We start from the raw sequence: 22382 nt of genomic DNA on the forward strand, positions 1-22382 counted from the left end.
TGATCTATTTTTTTGAAAATAGATCAGTCCCCTTTTTAGCTATAGCTCGCGCTGCATCCTGTTCTATTCAAAGAAAGGCGCCTACTTGCGCGTCGACACCATGGGTGAGCAGCTCAACGACATGACGGTTACGCGATGGGCCGATGAGTGTCCGGATGCGCCTTCAGAGCCAGATCGCGGCGACGCGGGTTAAGAAACAAAGGGGACTGAATGAAATAATTCAGTCCCCTCCCCCCCCCCTAAATCCCTGTGGGAGCGAGCTTGCTCGCGAAGGCGTCAGAATTGACACCCGCCTAATCAGCAGGTGATCCCGAGGGCTGCTTCACCGGCAATTGCAAATTATCCAACGCCCGATTCACCGCCAACTCCCCGAGCATGATCAACTGCGCAATCCCAACCAACGCCCGACGCTGAGAAGCCGGTACCAGACTGGCGATGTTCTGGGCAATGGTTTGGGCCGAAGCGAGTGTTTCACTGGCATCAATCAGCAGTTCTTCGTTTTTGTTGTCCGCAGTCACGGCATACATCCCGCGGGTTCTGCGTGGAGGCGGCGTGGAGCCGGGCGGACAGAGGTAATGGTCGAGCGCGCGGTCAGCGGCTTCGTGGAGTTTTTTGGAATCGATGGATTCGTAGGGGGAAACCGAGTCGGTTTCGGGCGGGTTGGGTGTTGGTTTGATCATGAGTGAAGCTCCTTGATGAGTGGAGCCGCCACCGTTCGCGGTCAAACAAACAGGGTGGCAGCTGTACGCGGGTTGACCGACCGGACATCAAGGAATCCGGCACACCCGAAGGTGTCCCACGCACAGCCACCGCGACATGATTTCAGACAATGCCTGAACACGTGCAGAACGCTGGTGCGCCTTGATGTTGGGCGGACGGTCAAATCCGATCACTGATTCGTCAGCGACCGCACCACAATAGAACCCGTCCCCAAGGCGCACAAGCCGGCGGATTCTGGCGTAGCTGTAGGCAACGGCGCAAGGATATGTAGCCTGAGAGAGTGTCTTGAGATGTCTTTTTAAACGTTGGTGTTTATCGGGGACTCACTCCGCCACTTATCCTTCAACAGATCCGCCCCGTTATCCCAACAGATCGAGGGAATTGGCCCAGGTTGCCAGTCGTAATAGAAAACCCAAGCCAGGTGAACAGCTCTATTTCTTCCGGCACATCTCGACGTCATCCTGAGTTTTCAGGGCTGTGTCGATCCCCAAGCGATACCTGCAGTAATCAATAATCCACCCCCGCTCCTCTGCCGTCAGGCGTTCTACGTTCCTGATCTCTCCATCGTTAGCGTGGATGTTGTAGAACTTCATCTGAAACGTCGGATGCTTCTTGATGAAGACAATGGTCTCGATGTCTCCGTCCTCAAGAGCTTCGTAGTAGCCGACGTAAAGCATGGTCACTAGGGCGAAGACCACCGCGATTAGAAGCTTTTTCATTCTTGTGACGCCTTTGTCTGTAGCCCTCCGACTGTACAAACGAGGCGCTTAATTATGCGTAGGAGTGAGAGCCGCGCATTGCACAATGCGCTAAACAAACCCTGACTTCACAGCTACTCCGAAGCAGATCATGACCAATGGAAAATAAATCCGTCCCCTTTTTTCCAGTCCCCTTTTTTCCATGGCGTCTTGGGTGCTGACCCGAGTGCCGGCACGAATTAGCAAAGGTTGCTGCAGAACGGCCGGCACGCTGAAGCGTATCGGGCAACGTGCTGGGGCAGCCAACAACCTGGGGGTTGCAACCAGTTCGCCCAGGTAATCCAGAATCGGGGCATCCGCAAAGCGCACCAGGAGCTGCTCGCCGGCATTCTGGATGGACATGTCCGAGAGTGTCTTGGTATAGGCTATCAAGTCGATAAAAAGCCGCTCGATTTGAGCGGGATATAGGGTTTTCCCTGACTTGGCCTCATAGCGGGCAATCAGAGCGGCTTCGGTAGCAGCCGGATCGATCTCGACAAACACTGGTTTAGGCAGCTCGCGCATAGGGCACCTCGGTCAACTGGGTGACACCATCCGCAATACGCCACTGTACCCGCACCCTAATCTGCGCCCCTTCAATCAGCACCTGTACCTGGAAGACTGAGATACGGGTTTCCCAGCGACGTAGTGCGTCGACCGTTTCCCGCACCAGGTGCGGCGTCACTCGGTTAACAGGCCAATCGATATATAGATGTAGGTCACTGCCAAAGTCCGGCCGATGAGCGTCGGCGCCCTTGGGCGTGGTGAGGATGATGCGAATGGACTGGTCGATATCGCGCAGGCCCTCTACAAACTCCCCGGATGTACCGAGGGCGGGTTGCCAGTGGGCGGCGGTGATGCTGGTATACGGTTTAGGCGTCGTCATGCGCCCATAATGCGAAAGCCTGCGGGCACAGGCTTTTAATCGAGTTTAAAGAAGGTAATCTGGCGATCGGCGACCAGCTGAACTTAAAAGGAAATGTTCAATGTCGAAATATGTTCAACCAACCTTCGGGGAAAAGGCTTTTACCTGCATTTTTTGTGGGGTTCTAACAACAATGAGCTGGTATCCCTAAGAATCCTATGGGGAGTGAATCGGGGTTATGGGGAACAGAGTTTCAAAAATGCTATTGCGACCATTGTCAAGAATTTAGCCTTTGGATGGCAGCTGATGCCGACTCGGGGCACATGATTTTACCCTCTTCCGTGAGCGCTCCCATGCCTCACACCGATCTGCCTGAGGAGTGCAAAAAGGACTTCAATGAAGCTCGTGAAATATCGAGTCAGTCCCCAGAGGCGCGGCAGCCTTACTCCGGTTGGCATTGCAAAAGTTGTGCATACATTTAGGGGGAGAAGGGAAAAATATCAATGACGACATAAAGGCTCTCGTGCAAAAAGGTCTTGCTCCCCAAGTTCAGCAAGCGCTGGATCTCGTGCGTGTAACAGGTAATCAGGCTGTGCATCCGGGAGAAATGTCTCTCGAGGATAGTCCTGAACACGTTACGATCATGTTTGAGATGATCAATCTGATCGTTGAGGAACTGATTGCACGTCCCAAACAAATAGCGGAACGTTTTGGCAAATTGCCAGCTGGTGCCCTAGCAGCGATTGCTAAGCGCGACGAGGGTAAACCAGCTTAATGGCTATGGTGGTTCGAGTTGCCACCGGCATCCATGATTGTGCCTGTCGCATTAATGTTGCCATTCACCTGCAGGTTGCCATTCTAGGCGACCTGCGGGATATCCAAAGTCGCTGATGGCGCTTTCACCACCACCGGCTCACCGGCCTCGACTGTGATATTCCGGCCGCATTTCAAGAGCAAAGCGCCCACACAATCCAACGTCATCACCCCGGCCGCACGGTCGTAGGTGGAGACTGTCCCGTCACTGAACCGCACATAGTCCGTGTCCGCATCGACCACGGGTGGTGGCTCGGCCGTCGAAAAGATCCCGCCAAGGTAAACACCACCTACACCGTCAGAATCCAACAGCACTGCGACCTGTTCATTTAGCTCGGGCATTAGCGGCCGGCGCTGCGTGCCCTGGGTGTTACGCTGCGGCACGTTGAGCCAGTAGCTTTCAACGCCGTCACGGTCATCCAGCCTCACCCTGATGCGACAGGTCATATAGTCAACGGCACTCACCTCGCCGTACTCCAGCTCAACACCCATCAGGCCACCACCTCATGCTGAATGCCATAAGTCGATAATGCCAGGTCCGGCTTGGTGTTTTCCTGGGTCATCGAGATCGAGGGCGCCGAGATGCGACAGACTGTTTTATCCACGGTGTAACCGCCGGTGCGGGTCATTCGGTGCTGTGCGGACATGATCAAATAGCTGCCTCCCAGAAAATAGATCAGTCTCCTTTTTAATATGCCTCTTGAATAACGCGAATTGCACTCTCAATGCGGCTCGCCAATTTTCTTGTTACATCAAAATCCTCAAATGCTTTAGCTCCGTTTGACATTACGACTTAAGCGACTACGCTTCCAGTGATGGCCACTTGCCTGCCATAGACAATCTTAGTGATATTATAAGGATGCAGCATGCCCTCATTATCGCTTACAGATTTGGTTGACGTTTTTTCAAAAGCCGGCACTCCACGGGTTACCAAGGTTCGCGAAATCAAGAACCGAGAAGTTTATTCTCCCGCGACGGATTACTATCGTCGTTTTCGCGAAGGAATTGTTGAAATTCACTCTTTGGGTAAATCTAAAGACTCGCTTGGAGAAATTCTTCAAAACTTACCTATCCATAAGATGGAAAATTATTCTGAGATGGTTGAAGGGTATAGGAAGTGGTGGGGAAGGAAGAGTATTTCCTGGTTCAATCCACCGAGAGGAAGTTACTCTTATCATAACTTCACCATCTCTGTTAATCCTGAGTTGGGCGTTGAAATTGATGGGCATCGGCACGTAATAAAGCTTTATACAAAATCTGACACATTGGCTAAAAACAGAGTCGACCTCGTACACTCTATCATGGAGTTATCATTGTCGGCTCTCGTTCTTGAGGGGGATAGATTATGTGTGCTAGATGTCCGAAACTCAAAAATTTTTGTATCTAATGGGGCAATGGCTAATGCTCAAGCAATTATCGATGCTGAATTATCTTATATTGAAACTCTTTGGCCAAATCTTTGACCCTATCGCTCGCGGCTTAAACAAACCAAACAGTCTGATTAAGCCGTGATTTAAAATTTCTATTTCTTTAGCCTGACAGCATCCATTCCTGCGAGGTAATCATCTAGTATTCCATGGTTGTGGAATATTCTAAATGCGTTTCGGACAAAAAAGGGGACTGATCTATTTTTAAAAACAGATCAGTCCCTTTTACGCCCTAATCGCTGGATGGCCTTCAATGTCCGTCTTATTTCTCAAATGCCAAATTATGAAACTTTTCAAGTATTGAGGAACCTTTTATGGAAAACACTATAAAGCTCGGGCCAAACGGGGCGTACACACTTCACCCGAGAGCACTTCGACATATTATCGAAGGCGACTTCACAACTAGGATTGAACGACCAGCTGGTGGTGGAAAATCTACTGTGACCAATGTGATATCTGGGGGAGTTCACACCTACTCTGCGCTTGTCAATTTTTTAAACCAGCATCCAAAAATAACATCCTTGGATGCATTTGATCCGGAAGTGGATGATGACTGGTTCTACCTTCGAGAACTTCAAAACAAAGTACTTACAGTTAAATTACCAAGGCGGCTATTTGCAAGTAAAGCAGCAGACTTAACCTTACTACCTGAGACCTATTACAAATCAGGATACCTTTGGAAAACATTATTCCCCAAAGAATTAGAACAGCCCGAGATCCTAAACATTATTGATCAGGCGCTTCAAAATATTGACAAGGAAAATTCGGTGCAGCCGTCTTCTCCTGATCAGGAATATCACATCGTTGGATATGCAAACGTTGAACACCCAATGACCTCGATGAGAATTCAAGTACAATTGAAAGGCAGAGAAATAAGGTCCGCGTTTCCTTCTTGGACTCAACCGTGGACTGGCAACAACGGTAAACCCTTCTCCCATGGTGACACCATCTCGTTAATAATGGCAGAGTCAGTTGAACTGCGATCGAGCGAGCATTACAATTTGAGCAAAATTTGGCATAACGGACAACCTAACTACGAAAAGCTGCGACGGCTTACACCTGAGTTTACCATTACCAGAACCATACCAAAAAAAGGGCAGCCTCATGACGAGTGGCGTGAAAAAAGGCTTGCATCTTTAGATCAAGTAGCATCCTCCCTTAGTCATTCCGACCTCGCGAAGACAATAACTTATTTAAAAGACCATGTAATAACAAAGGAATCATCTTTTCAACAGCAAGCACTCTACCTTTCAAACATACCAAAATCCGGATCACCATTGGATTTCAACGCATGCCAAATATCACAAAATGCGTATGAATGTTTTTACGTCCTCTTGCAATATGACCTTCTCAACAAAACCGACCACTTCCTCAAGTGCATGCAACGTTTTCTACAATGTTCAGTAATCCACACAGGCGGCCTTCACCTATTCGAATTAAAGCGCCTGCATAAGCTCTTCATTTACGGAGCAAAAACTCACCACAACCAGAATTCAATAGCTATATTCTTAGAGGAGCTTTCTTCGTCACCATCTAGAGCAGCAACCTATCATGAGTTCAATCTTAACTCGTACATCAAGCGGCACGATGATGATAGCATGTTCATTATTGGGAGGGATGGAGTTGTAGTGCCCATGAACAGTTCAATGCTCGTAGATTTCGTATCACTTAATCTTGGTGAAAACTACCTTATATCATTCAAATCGAATGATCGAACTAATATAGCGCAGCGACTGATTTTTAGTCAATTTTCGAAAGAACACATTAATGATTCGCTTAGCTACTTCACAGGAGCTGATTTTGATTTTTTTGCATTCCAATTACCCTCTCTCATCGCGACAGAGGGTAAAACTAAAGCCTCAGACAAAGCACTGGAACGCATAATTCGCGACTATCATAGGATGTTGGTTATATATCGTCAGAGACTAGTATTGGACGACCCTGAAGCTTATCATACGGACCCATTCGACCTGGACTTCATGTCGCCTGAATATTGCGACTTAATCATCGTTCAGCACAAAAGAAAATTTGTACAGTTTATGCATCAACAATTTCTTACCGTCATTCAGGATAATAGCCCCTCTGAAAAAATTACGCGACTTTGCAAAATTCTTCTCAAGAGCATGAACAAAGAAGCTGTACCTTTGCCTCAGTTCATTCCTGACTACATTGAAAGCTGGATGCGCGACGACGCATATGTTAGACCCGAAAAGCTAGATATGTCTATATTCGATAGAACGCCTACTTTCCTGAATCGTCCTATGACTTCCTCGTAAACGAATACACTACATGAAAACATAGGACTGATCTATTTTCTGATCTATTTTCTGATCTATTTTTGGTAAAAAAGTGAAAAATAGATCAGCCCACTTTTCTGCTTAGAACAATTTTTGCATATGGGGTTCACCCATTTACCAAACATTAACATTCCTGTGCGATCGTGGGCATATTGAAAGCCATCTATTAACCGATGCTGTTGATAACATCGGCCTTGGAAACAATGGGGAGTGATTTATTACTCAGAAAATAAATCACTCCCCTTTTCCTTTCGTCCCCTTTTCCTTTTCCAGGACCACCTTAAAAGCGCAAAAACAATTCATTGAATTATGATCTCCTACATTAATTGACTACTGAAATCAGACACCATGATTACAAACGTCAGGCCAAACACAACAGCAACTACCCCCCCCCAATTAAAGGGTTAATCTTTAGCACAGAGCGACACACCTAAACGTGAACCGCATTCTCATATATCAAATCAATCCACCTTCGCCGCTTTGAAAAAAACTTCATTTAAAGGCAGACTTTGCTTCACCTGGGTGAATATAAACACTCTGCAAAAGGTTCTCTACAACATCCATAGCAAGAGATATCTGCTTATCACTGCTTGGCTTGGCCTCATGAGCGGAGTCGTTACCCATGGACCGAAGCTTGTGCAAAATATCAGCACCTGCAACAGTGAGTACACCCTTTGTTTTTAGATCATCAATTTTTGAGAGCAAAGATTTTCCAGCAGCGTTCTGATCTCGACATATAACTTCAATAAGAACCCTCACTCCAAGTCCTGCAAGGATTGGCTGCCCACCATTGACTGCACTAATGACTTCCTCGTAAGCAGCACGAACATCCGGCGGAAGATACCAGTTACCTTCTATTTTAAATCGACCAGCAGTCCGATTAGGATAAAGAGAAACATCATAGTGGCTGTTATATTCTTCACTTTCAGGATTGTAATAATAGTCCTCACTATTAGACGACTCTTTTCTGAAAGAAATAGTATCGCAATTCATGCAGCGGATTATTTCAAACTCTGTAATTGCGGTAAATTCATCACTTTTCCATTTGGCGCGTCTAGATGTCTCCACAACATGTCGTTGCTCAATTTGGCAACTTTCACACACTGCTTTGTGTATACATCCATTGGTTTTGCCATTTTCAAATGAGTAGCCCGACATGCTCTTTCCCTAGCGTAATGAAGGTTTTTTTAAACTTAACCCACATCCGGGCAAATTGCCACTATCGCGTACGGATAGAAGAATTGTTGAAAAATGAACGCGACTCCTACCCGCGGGACAAAAGTGTGTTCCGTTTCGAGCCAGCCAATCAACACGCTAAGAAAGCCGCCAATCCATCAATAGAGGGTGAGTCTTTGCAATTCTCTACTCAGCCATTCGCTGAGCAATGCCGGGTCCTGCCTCTTTCACCACATCACGGCCTAACCAACCTAGGCATCTCCACCCCCTCCTCCAACTTCTCCACCCCCAACCTCACCCTCTCCCCACCCTGCTCAATCACCACCCCATCCCCTCCACCGCCACCAACTTCACCCCAGGACTCACCCGCTCTCCCTGCAAAAAACTCCTCGGCGGTCCGTCGTTCAGGCTGAGTATCGCCACCGCCCCCCGACTCCCCGCCATCACGCCACTCACCTTGATCTCCACCGGCGCCGTGCGGTTGGAGAACCACTGCAAAGCCGGGTTATCGCTGCGCGCCGCGAGCAGTTGCGGGGCGGCGGCCGGGGTGTGGGATTCGGCGGTGGTCAGGAGCAGGGATGACCAGGTGGCGATGCCGACCAGGGCGGCCAGCAGTGCGGTGGCCTGGATGATTTGGGGGGGTGAAAAGCGTGCGGTGAATCTCATGGGCTGAATCTCCTTTTAGTCCCGGTGACCAGACTACGCGGCAATTCTCACGGTTTTATTTCACACGCCTTACATGTTGGCCGTGCAGGATGGTTTTTTGGGACGGGGCTGGACGCAAGGGAGTGCGCATTCGATGAACCGGTGCAGGCAGCAGGGTTTTACGCTGATCGAGTTGATGGTGGTGCTGGTTATCATCGGCATCGCCAGTGCGGCGATCAGTCTGAGTATCAAGCCCGATCCGTTGCAGTTGCTGCGCAAGGACGCCGAGCGCGTGGCGCAGTTGCTGCAGATTGCTCAGGCGGAGGCCCGCGCCGATGGCCGGCCGATTGCGTGGTTGAGCGATGGCAAGGGGTTTCGGTTCAGTCGGCGCAGTGACAGCGGCAAGGGCTTTGATCATTTCGATCGGGACCCGCAGTTGCGGCCACGTCCCTGGCAGAGTCCGAAGCTTGCGGTGCGGGTGGAGCCGAAGCAGAAAGTGGTGCTGAACGCGGAGTGGATCAATCCGCCGCTGCAGTTGACGCTGTCTGACGGGCTCAATCGGTTGAGTGTGCTGCGCGATGCTTCGGGCCGGATTAGCGTGCAATGAACAGACAACACGGTTTTACGCTGATCGAGGTGATGGTCGCGATTCTGTTGATGGCGGTGGTCAGCCTGATCGCCTGGAAGGGGCTGGACAGTGTCACCCGCGCCGACAGCCATTTGCAGGCCAGTGGTGAGCAGAGCGACAGCCTGTTGCGGGCGTTGAATCAGATGCAGCGAGATGTGGAGATGCGCGCCGGGATCGAGCTGACGGAGCCGAAGAAGGTCGGCACCGAGGATGAACCGGCGACGGCCCAGCCTGCCGTTACGGTGCGCAGCAGTGACAGCAAGGGGTTTCGACTGGACATCATTCGGAGCGCGGCGGATCAGCCGGGGGCGTTGCAGCGGGTGCGGTGGTGGCTCAAGGGGGACACGTTGTATCGCGCTGTGGGGCCGGCGCGCAGTCGCTATCCGTTGCCGGCGCCGACCGCTGGGGTGGCGGTGTTGGGTGAGGTGACTGATTTGCAGGTGCGGGTTTGGGAAGTGGACAACGGGTGGCGGCAGTTGAGCGGGAATCGGCGGGAGGATCCGTTGGGGCTGGAGGTGCGGTTGACTCGGCAAACACCGCAAGGGCCGGAGAAGTATCGGCAGGTTATGGGGCCTTTGCAGTAGCGGCGGTCACCGTTGAACTTTGTGGGAGCCAGCCTGCTGGCGATGCGGTGGGTCAGGCAATGAGATGTCGAATGTGCTGCCCTCATCGCCAGCAGGCTGGCTCCCACAGGGATATAGGGTGTTTGTGAGTACTGTTTTTAGTTAGCTGAGGACGACTACGCCGCCCGGCAGCTCGGTGCATTTGACGCCGTAGGCATCGCGGATCAGTGCGCCTACGCCGGCGAGTTGATCAAGAGAGAAACGCGCCTGAACGCGGCGCTGGCCGAGTTCACGGTTCAGCAGCAACAACATGCCAGGACGGTAGCGGTTGATCTCGTCGATCATCTGGCTCAGGGTTGCGCCGTTAAACACCAGGACCTGTTGGCGCCAGTTGGTGACTGCCGTCGTGTCGACACTTTGCACGGTACCGACTTGTTGCGCGTCATAGGTCAATTGCTGGCCCGGTTCCAGTCGCAGGTTGCGACCTTCAACTTCCACATCTATCGCGCCATCGAGGCACGTCACGCACACCTGTTGATCGAGGTTGCGCAGGTTGAACCGCGCCCTGCTCGCCCGCAGCCATCCGCCACCGGCCTGCATCGCCATGGGCAGCCGTGCGGTCTGCACTTCGACTTCGCCGCTGACCAGTTCAAAACCTTGTACGCCCTCATCCACCGAACGCTGGTTGATACGGGTCTGGGTGTTCAGTTCCAGGCTCAAGCCATCGGCCGGTTCGACCCGGCGTTGCTGGCCGACTTCGGTGATGTAATCCGCGCCAAGTCCGGAGAAACCACCCGGGATCGTGCCGCGCACCAACAGGAACGCCGCCGAAGCAGCCATCGCGCCGCCGAGAAAGGCTCGCCGCCCGAACCGGCGTGGCGCCTGCGTCGCTTCGGCCGCCGGTTGCAGCAGGTGCCACAACGCTTTGCACTCTTCGAAGGCGCGGGCGTGTTCGGGGCTTTGGGCGCACCACTGGCGCAGCGCTCGGGCATCGGCGACCGTGGCGCGGCCGGAGGTCAGCAGGATCAGCCAGTCGCGGGCTTCGCTTTGCAGACGCTCGGCAGGCGTGGGCTCGGCAGGTGTCAGACGGAAGATGTTCAAACGCACAGGTACTCGACGGGTTGATCGGGACACTCAATCGGAGCTTCATTCACTAGACGGTTTTCCGGCCCCGCGACCGAACCGCTGAAACACTTTTCTTTCCAGTTTGGCCGCGCAGTACCCCAGTGCAGCCTTGATTTCTTTCTCGACCATGCGCGTGGAAATGCCGAAACGCTGGGAGATTTCCAGGTGCGGCGCTTCTTCCAGCCGTGCGGCGATAAAGATCCGGCGGCGCCGGGCCGGCAACTCGTAGAGGGCGCTGACCAGGGACTGGATTTCCTTTTGGCCGCCGACCACGCGCATCGGGTCCAGCGCTTCGTCGCTGACTTGCAGCAGTTCTTCGACTTCGCTGCCGGTGAGCAGCCGCGCATCGGCCTGGCGGCGGTCGGCGGCGATGTTCAGGGCCATGCGATAGAGGTAGGCGTTGGGCCGCAGCAGGTTCGGCGGCGCTTCCATGCGGTCGAGCCGCAGCCAGGTTTCCTGCAGCACGTCGTTGGCCAGGTCTTCCGAGCCGAGACGGCGTCGCAGGCGCACCCGAAAGTCCTCGTAGGACGTCAGGAACAGCTGGACCATCGAACTTTGCCCGGCGTCTTTCATCCCCCGGAAACTCCTTCCCATTGTGTGCATTCCATGCGCTTTCCTGACGATTCGGGTAACAACAGCAAGGTGACTGGCTGGCGCAATGCGCCGGGTGTGGGCCGGTCGATTTTGAGCGTGTGAAAACTGTCTACCAACGCCGCATCGCGCCGAACATCGCCGGTGGTGGTGACCAACCGGTTGTGCTGCACCACTCCGTCGCGACCGATCCACAGCTGCAACACCGCGCGAAAACTGCCGGGCCGGGTCAGCGGCGAGCGGCACAGGTTGCGCTCAATCGCGGCCTGCACCGCCGTGGCGTAACTGCGGTTGACCGCTGCGCTGGCGGGGGTCGGTTTCTCCGCCGGCATTGGCACTTCCTCGACTTGCGCAACCTGCAAGGTGAACGCGTCGTCGCGGCTGTACTTGGCCATCAAGCCGCTGCCACCGAGCATCCGCCGCAACGCTTCGGCGGCGGTGAATTCGCCATCCACCGCCAGTGAACGTCGACCGCGACTCAACTGGCTGTCGACCAGCACCGCCATGCCGGTGGCGCGGCTGAACTGATCGAGGGCACGGGCCAGTTCCTGGGCCGGGATGTGCAGCGTCATGCGCATCGACGCCGGTACCGGATCGGCGCTGGCACGGCTCAGAAACAAGCCAAGCAGCAGCCCCAGACAGAGCTGGCGCATGAGCGCTGAGCGCGCAAATTCGTCCCTGGCACGGCCTCGCTGCACGACTGATGCACCCCTGAAAACCGTCATCCTGAGGGCTGTTTATGAATCTGGTGTGACGGCCACTGCAAAAAAACCATCACGGGATCGGCACCGCCGTTGCACTAGACTCTTGAACCAGAACGGCCCCTTCGGGCCGGCCAGGAGGCAGGCATGAAATCAGTCTGGAAAGTCGTCTTCGGCGGCTTGGTGCTGACGGTGTTGGGCAGCGCACACGCGGAGGAGCCGCTGGGCTGTGTCGAGGTGACGGTGGGTGGCTACAAGGCGCCGAATTACGACTGCCTGAGCCAGCAGATGGGCAACAACCCCAATGGCGCGGCGGCTGCGCAGAAGAATCAGGAAGCGATGAATGTACCGGTCAACAAGCGCCCGCCGAATCAGGTGGGACTGGCGACGCCGGCGGCCACCAGCACGCGGATGGGCAACACGTTTGGCACGTCGGTCAAACCGCAGCGGCCACCGAACTAGTTTCGTCGATCAGTCGCTGGGAATCTGGCGAAAACTCACCGCCAGGCGATTCCAGTTGCTGATGGTGCTGACGGCCATTGTCAGGTCTACCAGTTCGCCTTCGTTGAACTGTGCTCGTGCCTGCTCATAGACGTCGTCCGGTACATGACTTTCCGCCAGCAGCGTCACCGCGTCGGTCCAGGCCAGCGCCGCTCGCTCGCGCAGGTTGAAGAAGCCGCTGTCGCGCCAGACCGCAATGGCATACAGCCGCCGGTCCGTCTCCCCTGCCCGCCGCGCTTCCACCGAATGCATGTCGGTGCAGAACGCGCACCCGTTGAGTTGCGAAGCGCGGATCTTGATCAGGTGCAGCAATGGCGCCTCGATGCTCAGGCTGCTGGTCAGCGCTTCCAGGGCAATCATCGCTTTCATGGCTTTGGGTGAAGCGCTGTAGTAATCCAGACGCGGGGACATGGGCGGGCCTCGGGCAGCAGAAGAGTGATTTCACGGTAAGCGCTGGCGCGCCAGGGTTACAGCCCCAATTGCACGAAAAACCGGCAGACCACTGAACAATGCCAAACACAAAACCTTGTGGGAGCTAGCCTGCTAGCGATGGCAGTTTGTCTGCGTCGTCAATGGTGACTGACAGGACGCTATCGCGAGCAGGCTCGCTCCCACAGGGCCCTATGCCAATTTGGGGGATTTTCACTACTCAACTTCTGCCGATACCGCATTCGGGAGTAATCTGGCCGGCACACTCAATTACCCGGAGAGCCCCGTCGGTATGGAACTTCACGTCGTGATCAACGGCCGCAAGGATCTGGCGGGTCAGTTGTATCAACAACTGCGCGGCGCCATTGAATCCGGGCGTCTGGCCGCCGGCACGCAACTGCCGCCCAGCCGCTTGCTCGCTGAGCAACTGGGGATTTCGCGCAAGACCATTTCCGACACCTACGCGCAACTCACTTACGAGAACTTCCTCACCGGCGTCATCGGCAAAGGCACTTACGTCAACGCCCGCTCGACGCCAGTGCAGCGCAAGCAAAGCCATTGCGAACTGGCCAGTTCCGAGGTGATCGCGAGCTGGTGCAATTTACCGGTGTTCCTGCGCCATCCGACGCTGGACGGCTCGCTGCGCTACGACTTTATCGGCGGCGCCACCAGCAAGGGTCAATTCCCCCACGATGACTGGCGCCGCTGTGTCTCCCACGCCATGCGGCAAATGGCCGGTTCCAAAGGTTTCTACAGCGTGGCGGAAGGCTTGCCGGCGCTGCGCAATGCGATTGCCCGGCACATCGCGTTTTCCCGTGGCGTGACCTGCCAGGACGAAGACATCGTGGTGTGCAACGGCGCGCAGCAGGCGCTGGACCTGATCGCCCGTGTGCTGCTGCGGCCCGGCAGTCTGGTGGCGATGGAAGATCCGGGTTATCCGCCGGCGCGGTTGTTGTTCGGCACTCACGGCGCCACGGTGGTCGGTGTGCCGGTGGATGCGCAAGGGATTCAGGTCGCGCAGATTCCCGATGGCACCCGGCTGATCTACGTGACGCCGTCGCACCAGTTCCCGCTGGGCATGCCGATGAGCCAGGCGCGGCGCGAGGCGTTGCTGGCCCGGGCCTACGAACTTGGCGCGATCATCATCGAGGACGACTATGACAGCGAATTCCGCTACGAGGGTCGCCCGACCGATTCGCTGCACAAGCTCGATCAGCGCGGCATCGTCGCCTACGTCGGCACCTTCTCCAAGACCCTGCTGCCCGAGCTGCGGCTCGGTTACGCGATCCTGCCGCCGGCGATCCTCGAAGCGGTGATCCGCGCCAAGCAGCTCACCGACCTGCACGCCTCCACCCTGCCGCAATGGGCGCTGGCCAAGTTCATCGCCGAGGGTTGCCTGCTCAAGCACATCCGCCGCTGCCACACCATTTACGCCCAGCGCCGCGAGCGGATCCTGGCCCGCATGGCCACCGACCTTTCGCCGTGGCTGGAAGCCGTGCCGGCGAGTGCAGGCTTCCATATGGCGGTGTTCTGCCGGGTGGCGATCGACTTGCCGCTGGTGATCGAACTGGCGAAAAAGGTCGAAGTCGGGCTGTACGCCATCGACGGCTTCTATTACCAGCAGCCTGCCAGAAGCGGGCTGTATTTCGGTTTCGGTGCCATCGAGACGCTGGACATCGATATCGCGCTGGATCGCCTGCGCGACATTCTGCAACAGGTCGCCGGGTAGATTGGTCTAACGGATTACCCGCCGATTGGTTATTGGTGATACGGGGGTGCAGGCCTATTCTGCACAGGCGTTATCCCTCAATGAGCAGGATTCGTCCGGCCTGATTCAGGAGTGTGAGCAATGTCCAACGAAGTGATCAACACCGTACAGGTGCAGGCTGCTGCCGGCCGCTCCGAGGAGCTGGGCAAGCAGTTGCAGAAGATCGTCGACACCCTTCGCGAAACACCGGGCTGCGATTCCTATCTGGTTGACCGCTGCCCCGAGGACAGCCACCGCTGGACGGTGAGTGCCCGCTGGCAGTCGGAAGCGGCGATGCAGGCGCACTTCAACCGGCCTGAGGCGCAGGGGTTTATCGATCTGATCGACAGTCGACTGGCCAACAGCGTCGATTTCAACTCGTTTCCAATCGTTTGACTTACTGACGCCATCGCTGGCAAGCCAGCTCCCACAAGGTTTTGTATCGTTCACAAATCATATGAACGACACAAAAACCTGTGGGAGCTGGCTTGCCAGCGATGGCGTATTTGAAGGCGCTGAAATCCCCCAGATTGGTCACCCAAACTTCCCGAACATTGGCCGTTTGAATACCCCGGCACGCGGACTACTGTGATGACCGACTCCCCCACTTCATCAGGTGATCACCATGAAAGTCCTGCACTTGCTTGCCGCCCCGCTCGCCGCTCTGGCCCTCACCATCAGCGCTTCGGCACTGGCCCACGACACCGATTCCCCGTCCGAGAAAATCTCGGTCCTGCAGGATCAGATGCTGAAAAATGTCCCCGGCAAAAAAGCCATGATGATCGAAGTCGACTACAAACCCGGCCAGTCCTCCATCGCTCACAAGCACGACGGCACGGCCATGGCGTATGTGCTCGAAGGCGAAGTGACGTCCCAGGTCAAGGGTGAACAAGCGGTCACCTACAAGAAAGGCCAATTCTGGTACGAACCCGCCGGCTCCGAACATCTGGTGTCGAAAAACGCCAGCAAAACCAGGCCGGCCAAGTTGCTGGTGTTCATGGTGCTCTCGCCGGACGAGCAAGTGTTGATCCCATTGAAAAACTGATGGTTGTTCCACCAGCCATAACTAAAAGGCGCAAATTGTTGATTGGCGCCTTTTTTATTTCTCGCGGTAATTAGTCCCGAACGCTTACAACCAATAAAACCATTGGATGACAGCCATTCAGCAAATTGTCAGGAAGTTTTCAGTTGGGCGGGCGTAGTCTGAGGCAACTGTCGCCGGTTCCATTTAATCAACCCCGACACCTCTGACTTTCCGACTGAAGTTGCTTCACGGGAGACTCACCATGAAACTTGCCTTTGCCAGTACCTTGGCGATATCAGTTTTAGCGTTGTCCGCCTGCTCCGTTCCCACCGCTCCAAAAGCGGTTTCTTCCCTCGACACACTGTTCACCCAACCGGTCGGCCGCAGCAACGCGGCCCAGGTCAAAAGCGGTCCCGGCGTTTCGTTGGGCGTCGTCTACAGCCCAAGCACCCAGACCAACCGCGAATACCTGCGCGACTATCAGGCCAACGCCGGCACCGGTTTCGGCCAGAGTTTATTGGTGCAGCCGATCCACGACGCCTACGTCGCCACCTCGAAACCGGACATGGCCGTGGACTGGGTGAAAGCCTCGCTTCAACGCCAGTTCGGCTCGGTCACCGTGTACCCGGACATGCAGAGCTTGCGTGCGGCGAAGCCGGATGTGGTGGCGATCGTCGACACTCACAGCCAGTTGATGACTTCGCGCAGTTCGGACATCAAGGCGGATGTGAGTGCGGACTTTTATGACGGGAAGTTGAACTACATCGGGACGGCCAAGGGGTCCGAGGCGAAAGAGTTGACGCCAGTCTGGGCGGACTTCAAGCGTTCGGAAGAGATTGTTGCGGATATTAATCAGCAGCAGGAAGTTCAGGTTCGGGCGTTGCAGAAGTTTGATCAGTCGCTCAGTAATTTGCTGACCAGGTCGGCAGGTAATGTGTCGATGCTTGATAGTAAACAACTACATAAGTTGCAGTGACTGTCAGGCCGCGGCCCTCACCCTAGCCCTCCCGAAACGTCGGACCGCCCGAAGGGAGAGGGGACTGACCGAGGTGTTTGTTAGAGTTACGCCGACGTGAAATACCGAGTCGAACTCAAGTTTCGAAAAACACACAAATCGGCTCCCTTTCCCCCTCGCCCCATTGGGGAGAGGGCTGGGGTGAGGGGCTGGATTTGTGCAGCAACACACAAATACCGCCAAACAACAGGCATAAAAAAGCCCCGCCTCTCTCGAGAGCGGGGCTTTTTCATTCAGCAGCTACTCAAGCAAGCTCAAGCTCCGCCGTCGCCGCAGCAGGCACCACCGCCTGGCCGCTCAGCGCCACGTCGTTCAGTTCACGGTTGGCCACCGCATACATGGCGTAGTCGGTGCCGCTGGCGGCACGGATTTCCACCAGCATGGCGCGCCAGCGTTCGATCATGGCGTCGTTCTGCTTCATCCACAGTGCCAGACGGGTTTCCACGTCCGAATCACCGCCGCCCGCTTGCAGAACGGCGATGGTGATCGCACGTTGCTGCCAGTCGACGTCGTCGCGGAACGCTTCACGGGCCAGGGCCTGCCAGTTGTTTTCAACCGGCAAGGCGCTGATCTGCGAGATGTACCAGGTGATGTCCAGCGCGCTGCCCACGGCGAAGTAGGCCTTGGCCACTTCGGCTGGATCCTGGCCAGTCACGTCGGCCGCTTCGATGATCGGCAGCAGCGTGTAGAGGTGGGTTGTGCCCGCCACCATACGCGCCAGCAGCTCCGGTACACCGGCGGCTACGTAAGCCTGATAACGCTCTTGCCAGTTTTCACGGATTTCGCCGCTCAGCAGCTCATCCAGCTTCAGGCCCAGCTCTTTCAGGTGCGGACCGAAATGCGCGACGTCACGGGCAGCGTTCTGCTCGTTGCGGCGGGCACGCAGGAACCAGCGTGTAGCGCGACGGCCCAGACGCATCAACTCGTCCATCAGCTCCAGTTGCACGTCAGCGGAGACCTGATAGTCCAGGGCTTCAATCTGACGGAACCAGTGCGGGAGGTGGAAGATGTCGCGCACGATCACGTAAGCGCCTGCCACGTTCGCCGGGGTCATGCCGGTGGACTCTTTGAGCCTTTGAACGAAGGTGATGCCCATGTGGTTGACCAGATCGTTGGCGATCTGGGTGCTGACGATTTCGCGCTTCAGACGGTGACGGCGCATGGCTTCGGAGAACTTGCTGACCAGAGTCGGCGGGAACGCCGTTTCCATGTCGCGGGTCAGGTAGTCGTCGTCCGGCACCAGTGAGTCCAGCAGCTGCTGCTTGAGGTCGATCTTGCTGTACGAGATCAGTACCGACAGTTCCGGACGCGTCAGGCCCTTGCCAGCCGCGGCGCGCTCGGTGAGCTGCTCCTCGGTCGGCAGGTACTCGATGGCGCGGTCCAGCTTGCCACGGCCTTCCAGATCGCTCATCAGGCGTTTGTACTCGGCAGCACGCTCGTAGGCACGGCGGGCAGCCAGGGACAGGGCCTGCGTCTGCTTGTAGTTGTTGCCCAGCACCAGACCACCGACTTCGTCGGTCATGCTTGCCAGCAACTGATCGCGTTGCTTGCCGGTCATGTCGCCGGCCTGAACCACTTCGTTCAGCAGGATCTTGATGTTCACTTCGTGGTCGGAGCAGTCCACGCCACCGGCGTTGTCGATGAAGTCGGTGTTGGAACCGCCGCCATTGAGACCGAATTCCACACGACCCAGTTGGGTCATGCCGAGGTTACCGCCCTCGCCCACCACTTTGCAGCGCAGTTCGTTGCCGTTCACGCGCAGTGCATCGTTGGCCTTGTCGCCGACATCGGCGTGGCTTTCGGTACTCGCCTTGACGTAAGTACCGATACCGCCGTTCCACAGCAGATCCACCGGCGCCTTGAGCAAGGCGTTCAGCAGTTCGGTCGGGGTCAGCTTGTCGGCCTGGATGTCGAAGCGCTCTTTCATCTGTGGCGAAATGGCGATGCTCTTCGCGCTGCGCGAGAAGATGCCGCCGCCTTCGGACATGATGCTGGTGTCGTAGTCGGACCAGGCCGAACGCGGCAGGTCGAACATGCGCTGACGCTCGACGAAGCTGGTGGCCGGGTTCGGGTTCGGGTCGATGAAGATGTGCAGGTGGTTGAACGCGGCAACCAGTTGCAGCTTGTCGGACATCAACAGACCGTTACCGAAGACGTCGCCGGCCATGTCGCCGATGCCGACCACGGTCACGCTGTCTTCCTGGACATTGATGCCGCGCTCGCGGAAGTGGCGCTGTACGCCGACCCACGCGCCTTTGGCGGTGATGCCCATTTTCTTGTGGTCGTAACCGGCCGAACCACCGGACGCGAACGCGTCACCCAGCCAGAAGCCGTAGTCGATGGCGATGCCGTTGGCGATGTCGGAGAAGGTTGCAGTGCCCTTGTCCGCCGCGACCACCAGGTACGGGTCATCGTCGTCATGACGCACGACGTTGGCCGGCGGTACCAGTTTGCCGTCCTTCAGGTTGTCGGTGATGTCCAACAGGCCCGAGATGAAGATGCGGTAGCAGGCGATGCCCTCGGCCGCGATCTCGTCACGGCTGCCGCCCAGTGGCAGGCGACGCGGCAGGAAGCCGCCCTTCGCACCCACCGGCACGATGACCGAGTTCTTCACTTGCTGGGCTTTTACCAGGCCCAGGACTTCGGTACGGAAGTCTTCTTCACGGTCGGACCAGCGCAGGCCGCCACGAGCGACGTTGCCGAAGCGCAGGTGCACGCCTTCGACGCGAGGCGAGTAAACGAAGATTTCGAACTTCGGAACAGGCTTCGGCAGTTCAGGGATCAAGTGCGGGTTGAACTTGAAGCTGAAGTACGACTTGTTCTGGCCGTTGGCGTCGGTCTGGTAGAAGTTGGTGCGCAGGGTAGCTTTGATCAGGTCCAGGTAACGACGCAGGATGCGGTCTTCGTTAAGGACTTGAACGTCGTCCAGCGCGGTCAGGATCGCTTGTTCCAGGCGCTGTTGCTTGTCTTCCAGATCTTCGCTGCCCAGCTTGCGCGCCAGGTAGAAGCGGGTCTTGAACAACCGGGTCAGTTCGCGAGCGATATCTGTGTGGTTGTTCAGGGTGCTGGCGATGTAACCCAGGTCGAAGCCCAGACGGATCTGCTTCAGGTAACGGGCGTAAGCGCGCAGCAGCGCCACGTCGCGCCATGGCAGACCGGCGGTCAGCACCAGACGGTTGAACGCATCGTTCTCGGCATCGCCACGGACGATGTGGACGAACGCGTCCTGCAGGGTGTCGTTGAGCTGCTGGATGTCGAGGTCCAGGCCTTCGGCAGCGGTGAACGCGAAGTCATGAATCCAGAACTCGCGACCGTTGGTGTGACGCAGACGGTACGGGAATTCACCCAATACGCGCAGGCCGAGGTTTTCCAGGATCGGCAAGACGTCGGACAGTGCCAGCGGGGTGTCGGCGTGGTACAGCTTGCAATGCAGCTCGCGCTGGCCGGAGACCTGACCCAGCGGCTGATAGAAGCTCATCACCAGTGGATTTTTTTCGTTCAGGCTCAGCAGGTGCTGCATGTCGACCACGGCCGAATGCGCCGCGAAACGCTCGCGGTAGCCAGCCGGGAAGCCTTTCGGGAAGTCTGCCAGCACGTTGGTGCCGTGGGCTTCGCCGAAGGTTTCAACGGTCAGGGCGGCGTAGTCGTCCTGCCAACTGCGGCAAGCCTGGATGACTTCGTTTTCCAGTTGCAGCGGGTCGATGTCGATGCGGTTTTTCGGGTCGACGCGCAGAATCAGTTGCACGCGGGCCAGCACGGACTCGGAGAAGAAGGTCCAGAATTCGCAGTCGGTCGCCTTCAGGCGCTCCATCAGTACTTGCTGGATTTTCTGGCGAACTTCGGTGGAGTAGATGTCGCGCGGCACGTAGGCCAGGCAGTAGCAGAAACGACCGTACGGGTCTTTGCGCAGGAACACGCGGATCTTGTTGCGTTCCTGGATCTGCACGATCGACATCACGGTGTTGAACAGTTCGTCGACCGGGGTCTGGAACAGGTCGTCACGCGGCAGCACTTCCAGTACCTGGGCCAGTTCCTTGCCCAGGTGAGCCTTGGCCTGGAAGCCGGAGCGACGCTCGATCTCTTCGACCTTGCGGCGGATGAACGGGATGACACGTACGCTTTCGCCATACACCGACGAGGTGTACAGGCCCATGAAGCGGTGTTCCTTGATGACTTTACCGTCGGCGTCGATTTCGCGGATCGAGACGTAGTCCGGGTAGGCCGGACGGTGTACGCGGCTCGGGTGTGCAGCCTTGGCGAACGACAGCAGCGTCGGTTCGCGCAGGTAGTTCACGGCGTAATCTTCGATGTGGCGGTCTTCGTTGGTCAGACCGGTGCGCAGCATCTTGGTCAGGCCGAGGAAGGAGTTCTGGTCGTATTCGATATGACCACCATCGGCCTGATCGACCACGGTGAACTCTTCGTAGCCGAGGAAGGTGAAGTGGTTGCCCACCAGCCATTCCAGGAAGCTCTTGATTTCGGTCTTCTCGTCGGCATCGACGGCGAATGCGCTGTGATCGAGCTTGGTGAGGATTTCCTGCACCTTGGCCTTCATCGGCTCGAAATCGGCGACCGCGACGCGGACTTCACCCAGAACCTGTTCCAGTTCCTTGCTCAGCACATTCAGTTCGGCCGCGTTGGCGCAACGGTCGATTTCCAGGTACATCAGCGACTCGTGCTGAATGCCTTCGCCGGTGGTGCCCTTTGGCAGGATTTCCAGCAGCTCGCCCTTGCTGCCACGACGCACGCTGAGCACGGTGGTCTGCAGGGTGTGGATGCTGTAGCCGCGACGGTTCAGCTCGGTACGCACCGAGTCCACCAGAAATGGCAGGTCGTGGTGCAGCACTTCGACAGCGGTGTGGGTCGACTGCCAGCCGTGACGTTCGTAATCGGGGTTGTAGACGCGCACCTGCGGCTGCGCGTGATCGAAGCGCTCAAGCAGGCGCCACGCAGAAAGAGTACAGCCAGCGAGGTCGGAGAGGCGACGTTGGGTCAGCTCGTCCAGGGAAATGATGCCGAAGAATTGTTCAGCGAACAGCGCCACTTGTGGCAGTGCCTGTTCACTGATGTGCTGCGCCAGTGCCGCTTGCAGTTGGTGCTGGAAGTCGGCTTTGCTGGCTGCGGTGAAGAACGCCATCTGTGGTACTCCGCTTGGGCTTGTTATTGATGGAAAGCGTCGCGTGCAAAACCCCTTTCGGGGCGTTCCGTCGCCCTGTTCCTGAATCTCGGGCAGAGGAAACAGGGTGACAGGTGGGTGAAGCTGGACGAGACTCTCAGGTCACATTCACCTTCCATGAATGGGCATCTGCAAAAACGACTGTCCGGCGCCGCTCGCGGGGCCATGGCAATGTCTTTACGGGTGCACATCCGTTGCGCAG

The 22382-nt window shown here is 56.2% G+C and carries 22 protein-coding genes and 1 pseudogene; 10 read left to right on the forward strand and 13 right to left on the reverse strand.

Going from position 1 to position 22382, the window contains the following annotated elements; all coding sequences use genetic code 11:
* Positions 1-293: 293 nt before the first annotated feature.
* From C6Y56_RS15700 to C6Y56_RS15715, 4 genes are all read right to left on the reverse strand, one after another.
* Positions 294-680, reverse strand: coding sequence for a DUF6124 family protein (locus C6Y56_RS15700; RefSeq protein WP_169430659.1), 387 nt, complete (start codon positions 678-680; stop codon positions 294-296).
* Positions 681-1151: 471 nt separating this feature from the next.
* Positions 1152-1439, reverse strand: a complete 288-nt coding sequence (locus C6Y56_RS15705; RefSeq protein WP_169430660.1) for a hypothetical protein — start codon at positions 1437-1439, stop codon at positions 1152-1154.
* 90 nt (positions 1440-1529) lie between these two features.
* A complete protein-coding gene (locus tag C6Y56_RS15710) occupies positions 1530-1982 on the reverse strand; it encodes a baseplate J/gp47 family protein (protein ID WP_169430661.1) in 453 nt (150 codons plus the stop codon).
* Positions 1966-2343 carry a GPW/gp25 family protein gene (locus tag C6Y56_RS15715; protein ID WP_169430662.1) on the reverse strand — a complete coding sequence of 126 codons (378 nt, stop codon included), beginning with the start codon at positions 2341-2343 and terminating at the stop codon, positions 1966-1968. Before C6Y56_RS15715 ends, C6Y56_RS15710 begins: the two co-directional genes overlap by 17 nt.
* 430 nt (positions 2344-2773) lie before the next feature.
* Between C6Y56_RS15715 and C6Y56_RS29235 the strand changes: the two genes are divergently transcribed.
* Entirely contained in the window at positions 2774-3097 is a 324-nt protein-coding gene (locus tag C6Y56_RS29235; RefSeq protein WP_249314295.1) for a DUF4145 domain-containing protein, read from the forward strand.
* 83 nt (positions 3098-3180) lie between these two features.
* On the opposite strand, the gene C6Y56_RS15725 is transcribed toward C6Y56_RS29235, so the two are convergent.
* Positions 3181-3627, reverse strand: a complete 447-nt coding sequence (locus C6Y56_RS15725) for a phage baseplate assembly protein V (RefSeq protein WP_249314297.1) — start codon at positions 3625-3627, stop codon at positions 3181-3183.
* The gene (locus C6Y56_RS15730; protein WP_212633388.1) at positions 3627-3782 is read right to left on the reverse strand and encodes a hypothetical protein; all 156 of its coding nucleotides are present in this window, start codon (positions 3780-3782) and stop codon (positions 3627-3629) included. The genes C6Y56_RS15725 and C6Y56_RS15730 overlap by 1 nt, the downstream gene beginning before the upstream one ends.
* Positions 3783-4001: 219 nt before the next feature.
* Between C6Y56_RS15730 and C6Y56_RS15735 the strand changes: the two genes are divergently transcribed.
* Both C6Y56_RS15735 and C6Y56_RS15740 read left to right on the forward strand, forming a co-directional pair.
* Entirely contained in the window at positions 4002-4598 is a 597-nt protein-coding gene (locus tag C6Y56_RS15735) for a hypothetical protein (RefSeq protein ID WP_169430663.1), read from the forward strand.
* A 278-nt stretch (positions 4599-4876) separates the two neighbouring features.
* Entirely contained in the window at positions 4877-6838 is a 1962-nt protein-coding gene (locus C6Y56_RS15740; protein WP_169430664.1) for a hypothetical protein, read from the forward strand.
* 513 nt (positions 6839-7351) lie between these two features.
* On the opposite strand, the gene C6Y56_RS15745 is transcribed toward C6Y56_RS15740, so the two are convergent.
* Positions 7352-8017 (reverse strand): DUF4145 domain-containing protein, encoded by a 666-nt coding sequence (locus tag C6Y56_RS15745; RefSeq protein ID WP_169430665.1) that lies wholly within the window; start codon positions 8015-8017, stop codon positions 7352-7354.
* Positions 8018-8270: 253 nt separating this feature from the next.
* A pseudogene (locus tag C6Y56_RS15750) lies at positions 8271-8701 on the reverse strand (type II secretion system protein N).
* Between the two features lie 133 nt (positions 8702-8834).
* Here C6Y56_RS15750 and gspH point away from each other — a divergent pair.
* Together gspH and C6Y56_RS15760 are read left to right on the forward strand one after the other, a co-directional pair.
* Positions 8835-9287: a type II secretion system minor pseudopilin GspH gene (gene gspH, locus C6Y56_RS15755; protein ID WP_108562333.1), complete on the forward strand. Its 453-nt coding sequence runs from the start codon at positions 8835-8837 to the stop codon at positions 9285-9287.
* Entirely contained in the window at positions 9284-9892 is a 609-nt protein-coding gene (locus C6Y56_RS15760) for a prepilin-type N-terminal cleavage/methylation domain-containing protein (protein ID WP_169430666.1), read from the forward strand. Before gspH ends, C6Y56_RS15760 begins: the two co-directional genes overlap by 4 nt.
* A gap of 141 nt (positions 9893-10033) precedes the next feature.
* Here the strand turns inward: C6Y56_RS15760 and C6Y56_RS15765 are convergent, their stop codons facing one another.
* The 3 genes from C6Y56_RS15765 to C6Y56_RS15775 are packed head-to-tail and all read right to left on the reverse strand — an operon-like array spanning position 10034 to position 12240.
* A complete protein-coding gene (locus tag C6Y56_RS15765) occupies positions 10034-10972 on the reverse strand; it encodes a FecR family protein (RefSeq protein ID WP_169432661.1) in 939 nt (312 codons plus the stop codon).
* Between the two features lie 45 nt (positions 10973-11017).
* Entirely contained in the window at positions 11018-11569 is a 552-nt protein-coding gene (locus C6Y56_RS15770) for an RNA polymerase sigma factor (protein WP_169430667.1), read from the reverse strand.
* A complete protein-coding gene (locus C6Y56_RS15775) occupies positions 11566-12240 on the reverse strand; it encodes an STN domain-containing protein (RefSeq protein ID WP_169430668.1) in 675 nt (224 codons plus the stop codon). The genes C6Y56_RS15770 and C6Y56_RS15775 overlap by 4 nt, the downstream gene beginning before the upstream one ends.
* A gap of 195 nt (positions 12241-12435) precedes the next feature.
* On the opposite strand from C6Y56_RS15775, the gene C6Y56_RS15780 reads away from it, so the two are divergent.
* Positions 12436-12750, forward strand: coding sequence for a hypothetical protein (locus tag C6Y56_RS15780; RefSeq protein WP_169430669.1), 315 nt, complete (start codon positions 12436-12438; stop codon positions 12748-12750).
* Positions 12751-12759: 9 nt separating this feature from the next.
* Here C6Y56_RS15780 and C6Y56_RS15785 read toward each other — a convergent pair whose 3' ends face one another.
* Positions 12760-13200 (reverse strand): carboxymuconolactone decarboxylase family protein, encoded by a 441-nt coding sequence (locus tag C6Y56_RS15785; protein ID WP_169430670.1) that lies wholly within the window; start codon positions 13198-13200, stop codon positions 12760-12762.
* Between the two features lie 310 nt (positions 13201-13510).
* Between C6Y56_RS15785 and C6Y56_RS15790 the strand changes: the two genes are divergently transcribed.
* From C6Y56_RS15790 to C6Y56_RS15805, 4 genes are all read left to right on the forward strand, one after another.
* Positions 13511-14947 (forward strand): PLP-dependent aminotransferase family protein, encoded by a 1437-nt coding sequence (locus tag C6Y56_RS15790; RefSeq protein ID WP_169430671.1) that lies wholly within the window; start codon positions 13511-13513, stop codon positions 14945-14947.
* Positions 14948-15067: 120 nt separating this feature from the next.
* Complete coding sequence (locus C6Y56_RS15795) at positions 15068-15361, forward strand: putative quinol monooxygenase (protein ID WP_169430672.1); 294 nt, start codon at positions 15068-15070, stop codon at positions 15359-15361.
* A 229-nt stretch (positions 15362-15590) separates the two neighbouring features.
* Complete coding sequence (locus C6Y56_RS15800; RefSeq protein WP_169430673.1) at positions 15591-16010, forward strand: cupin domain-containing protein; 420 nt, start codon at positions 15591-15593, stop codon at positions 16008-16010.
* Positions 16011-16251: 241 nt separating this feature from the next.
* Positions 16252-16965 (forward strand): ATPase, encoded by a 714-nt coding sequence (locus tag C6Y56_RS15805; RefSeq protein ID WP_169430674.1) that lies wholly within the window; start codon positions 16252-16254, stop codon positions 16963-16965.
* A 283-nt stretch (positions 16966-17248) separates the two neighbouring features.
* On the opposite strand, the gene C6Y56_RS15810 is transcribed toward C6Y56_RS15805, so the two are convergent.
* On the reverse strand, positions 17249-22141 hold the full coding sequence (locus C6Y56_RS15810) for an NAD-glutamate dehydrogenase (RefSeq protein WP_169430675.1): 4893 nt from the start codon (positions 22139-22141) through the stop codon (positions 17249-17251).
* Positions 22142-22382 lie beyond the last annotated feature (241 nt).

It is taken from the genome of Pseudomonas fluorescens (assembly GCF_012974785.1).
Taxonomy (GTDB): Bacteria; Pseudomonadota; Gammaproteobacteria; order Pseudomonadales; family Pseudomonadaceae; genus Aquipseudomonas; species Aquipseudomonas fluorescens_BT.

Excerpts from the sequence above, each read along its gene's own strand:
- C6Y56_RS15790 (WP_169430671.1), top strand. The coding sequence starts at position 13,511 with ATGGAACTTCACGTCGTGATCAACGGCCGCAAGGATCTGGCGGGTCAG.
- C6Y56_RS15730 (WP_212633388.1), bottom strand. The coding sequence starts at position 3,782 with ATGTCCGCACAGCACCGAATGACCCGCACCGGCGGTTACACCGTGGAT.
- C6Y56_RS15735 (WP_169430663.1), top strand. The coding sequence starts at position 4,002 with ATGCCCTCATTATCGCTTACAGATTTGGTTGACGTTTTTTCAAAAGCC.
- C6Y56_RS15725 (WP_249314297.1), bottom strand. The coding sequence starts at position 3,627 with ATGGGTGTTGAGCTGGAGTACGGCGAGGTGAGTGCCGTTGACTATATG.
- C6Y56_RS15710 (WP_169430661.1), bottom strand. The coding sequence starts at position 1,982 with ATGCGCGAGCTGCCTAAACCAGTGTTTGTCGAGATCGATCCGGCTGCT.
- gspH (WP_108562333.1), top strand. The coding sequence starts at position 8,835 with ATGAACCGGTGCAGGCAGCAGGGTTTTACGCTGATCGAGTTGATGGTG.
- C6Y56_RS15745 (WP_169430665.1), bottom strand. The coding sequence starts at position 8,017 with ATGTCGGGCTACTCATTTGAAAATGGCAAAACCAATGGATGTATACAC.
- C6Y56_RS15785 (WP_169430670.1), bottom strand. The coding sequence starts at position 13,200 with ATGTCCCCGCGTCTGGATTACTACAGCGCTTCACCCAAAGCCATGAAA.
- C6Y56_RS15800 (WP_169430673.1), top strand. The coding sequence starts at position 15,591 with ATGAAAGTCCTGCACTTGCTTGCCGCCCCGCTCGCCGCTCTGGCCCTC.
- C6Y56_RS15705 (WP_169430660.1), bottom strand. The coding sequence starts at position 1,439 with ATGAAAAAGCTTCTAATCGCGGTGGTCTTCGCCCTAGTGACCATGCTT.
- C6Y56_RS15740 (WP_169430664.1), top strand. The coding sequence starts at position 4,877 with ATGGAAAACACTATAAAGCTCGGGCCAAACGGGGCGTACACACTTCAC.
- C6Y56_RS15770 (WP_169430667.1), bottom strand. The coding sequence starts at position 11,569 with ATGAAAGACGCCGGGCAAAGTTCGATGGTCCAGCTGTTCCTGACGTCC.
- C6Y56_RS15760 (WP_169430666.1), top strand. The coding sequence starts at position 9,284 with ATGAACAGACAACACGGTTTTACGCTGATCGAGGTGATGGTCGCGATT.
- C6Y56_RS15795 (WP_169430672.1), top strand. The coding sequence starts at position 15,068 with ATGTCCAACGAAGTGATCAACACCGTACAGGTGCAGGCTGCTGCCGGC.
- C6Y56_RS15700 (WP_169430659.1), bottom strand. The coding sequence starts at position 680 with ATGATCAAACCAACACCCAACCCGCCCGAAACCGACTCGGTTTCCCCC.
- C6Y56_RS15715 (WP_169430662.1), bottom strand. The coding sequence starts at position 2,343 with ATGACGACGCCTAAACCGTATACCAGCATCACCGCCGCCCACTGGCAA.
- C6Y56_RS15805 (WP_169430674.1), top strand. The coding sequence starts at position 16,252 with ATGAAACTTGCCTTTGCCAGTACCTTGGCGATATCAGTTTTAGCGTTG.
- C6Y56_RS15775 (WP_169430668.1), bottom strand. The coding sequence starts at position 12,240 with ATGCGCCAGCTCTGTCTGGGGCTGCTGCTTGGCTTGTTTCTGAGCCGT.
- C6Y56_RS15780 (WP_169430669.1), top strand. The coding sequence starts at position 12,436 with ATGAAATCAGTCTGGAAAGTCGTCTTCGGCGGCTTGGTGCTGACGGTG.
- C6Y56_RS15810 (WP_169430675.1), bottom strand. The coding sequence starts at position 22,141 with ATGGCGTTCTTCACCGCAGCCAGCAAAGCCGACTTCCAGCACCAACTG.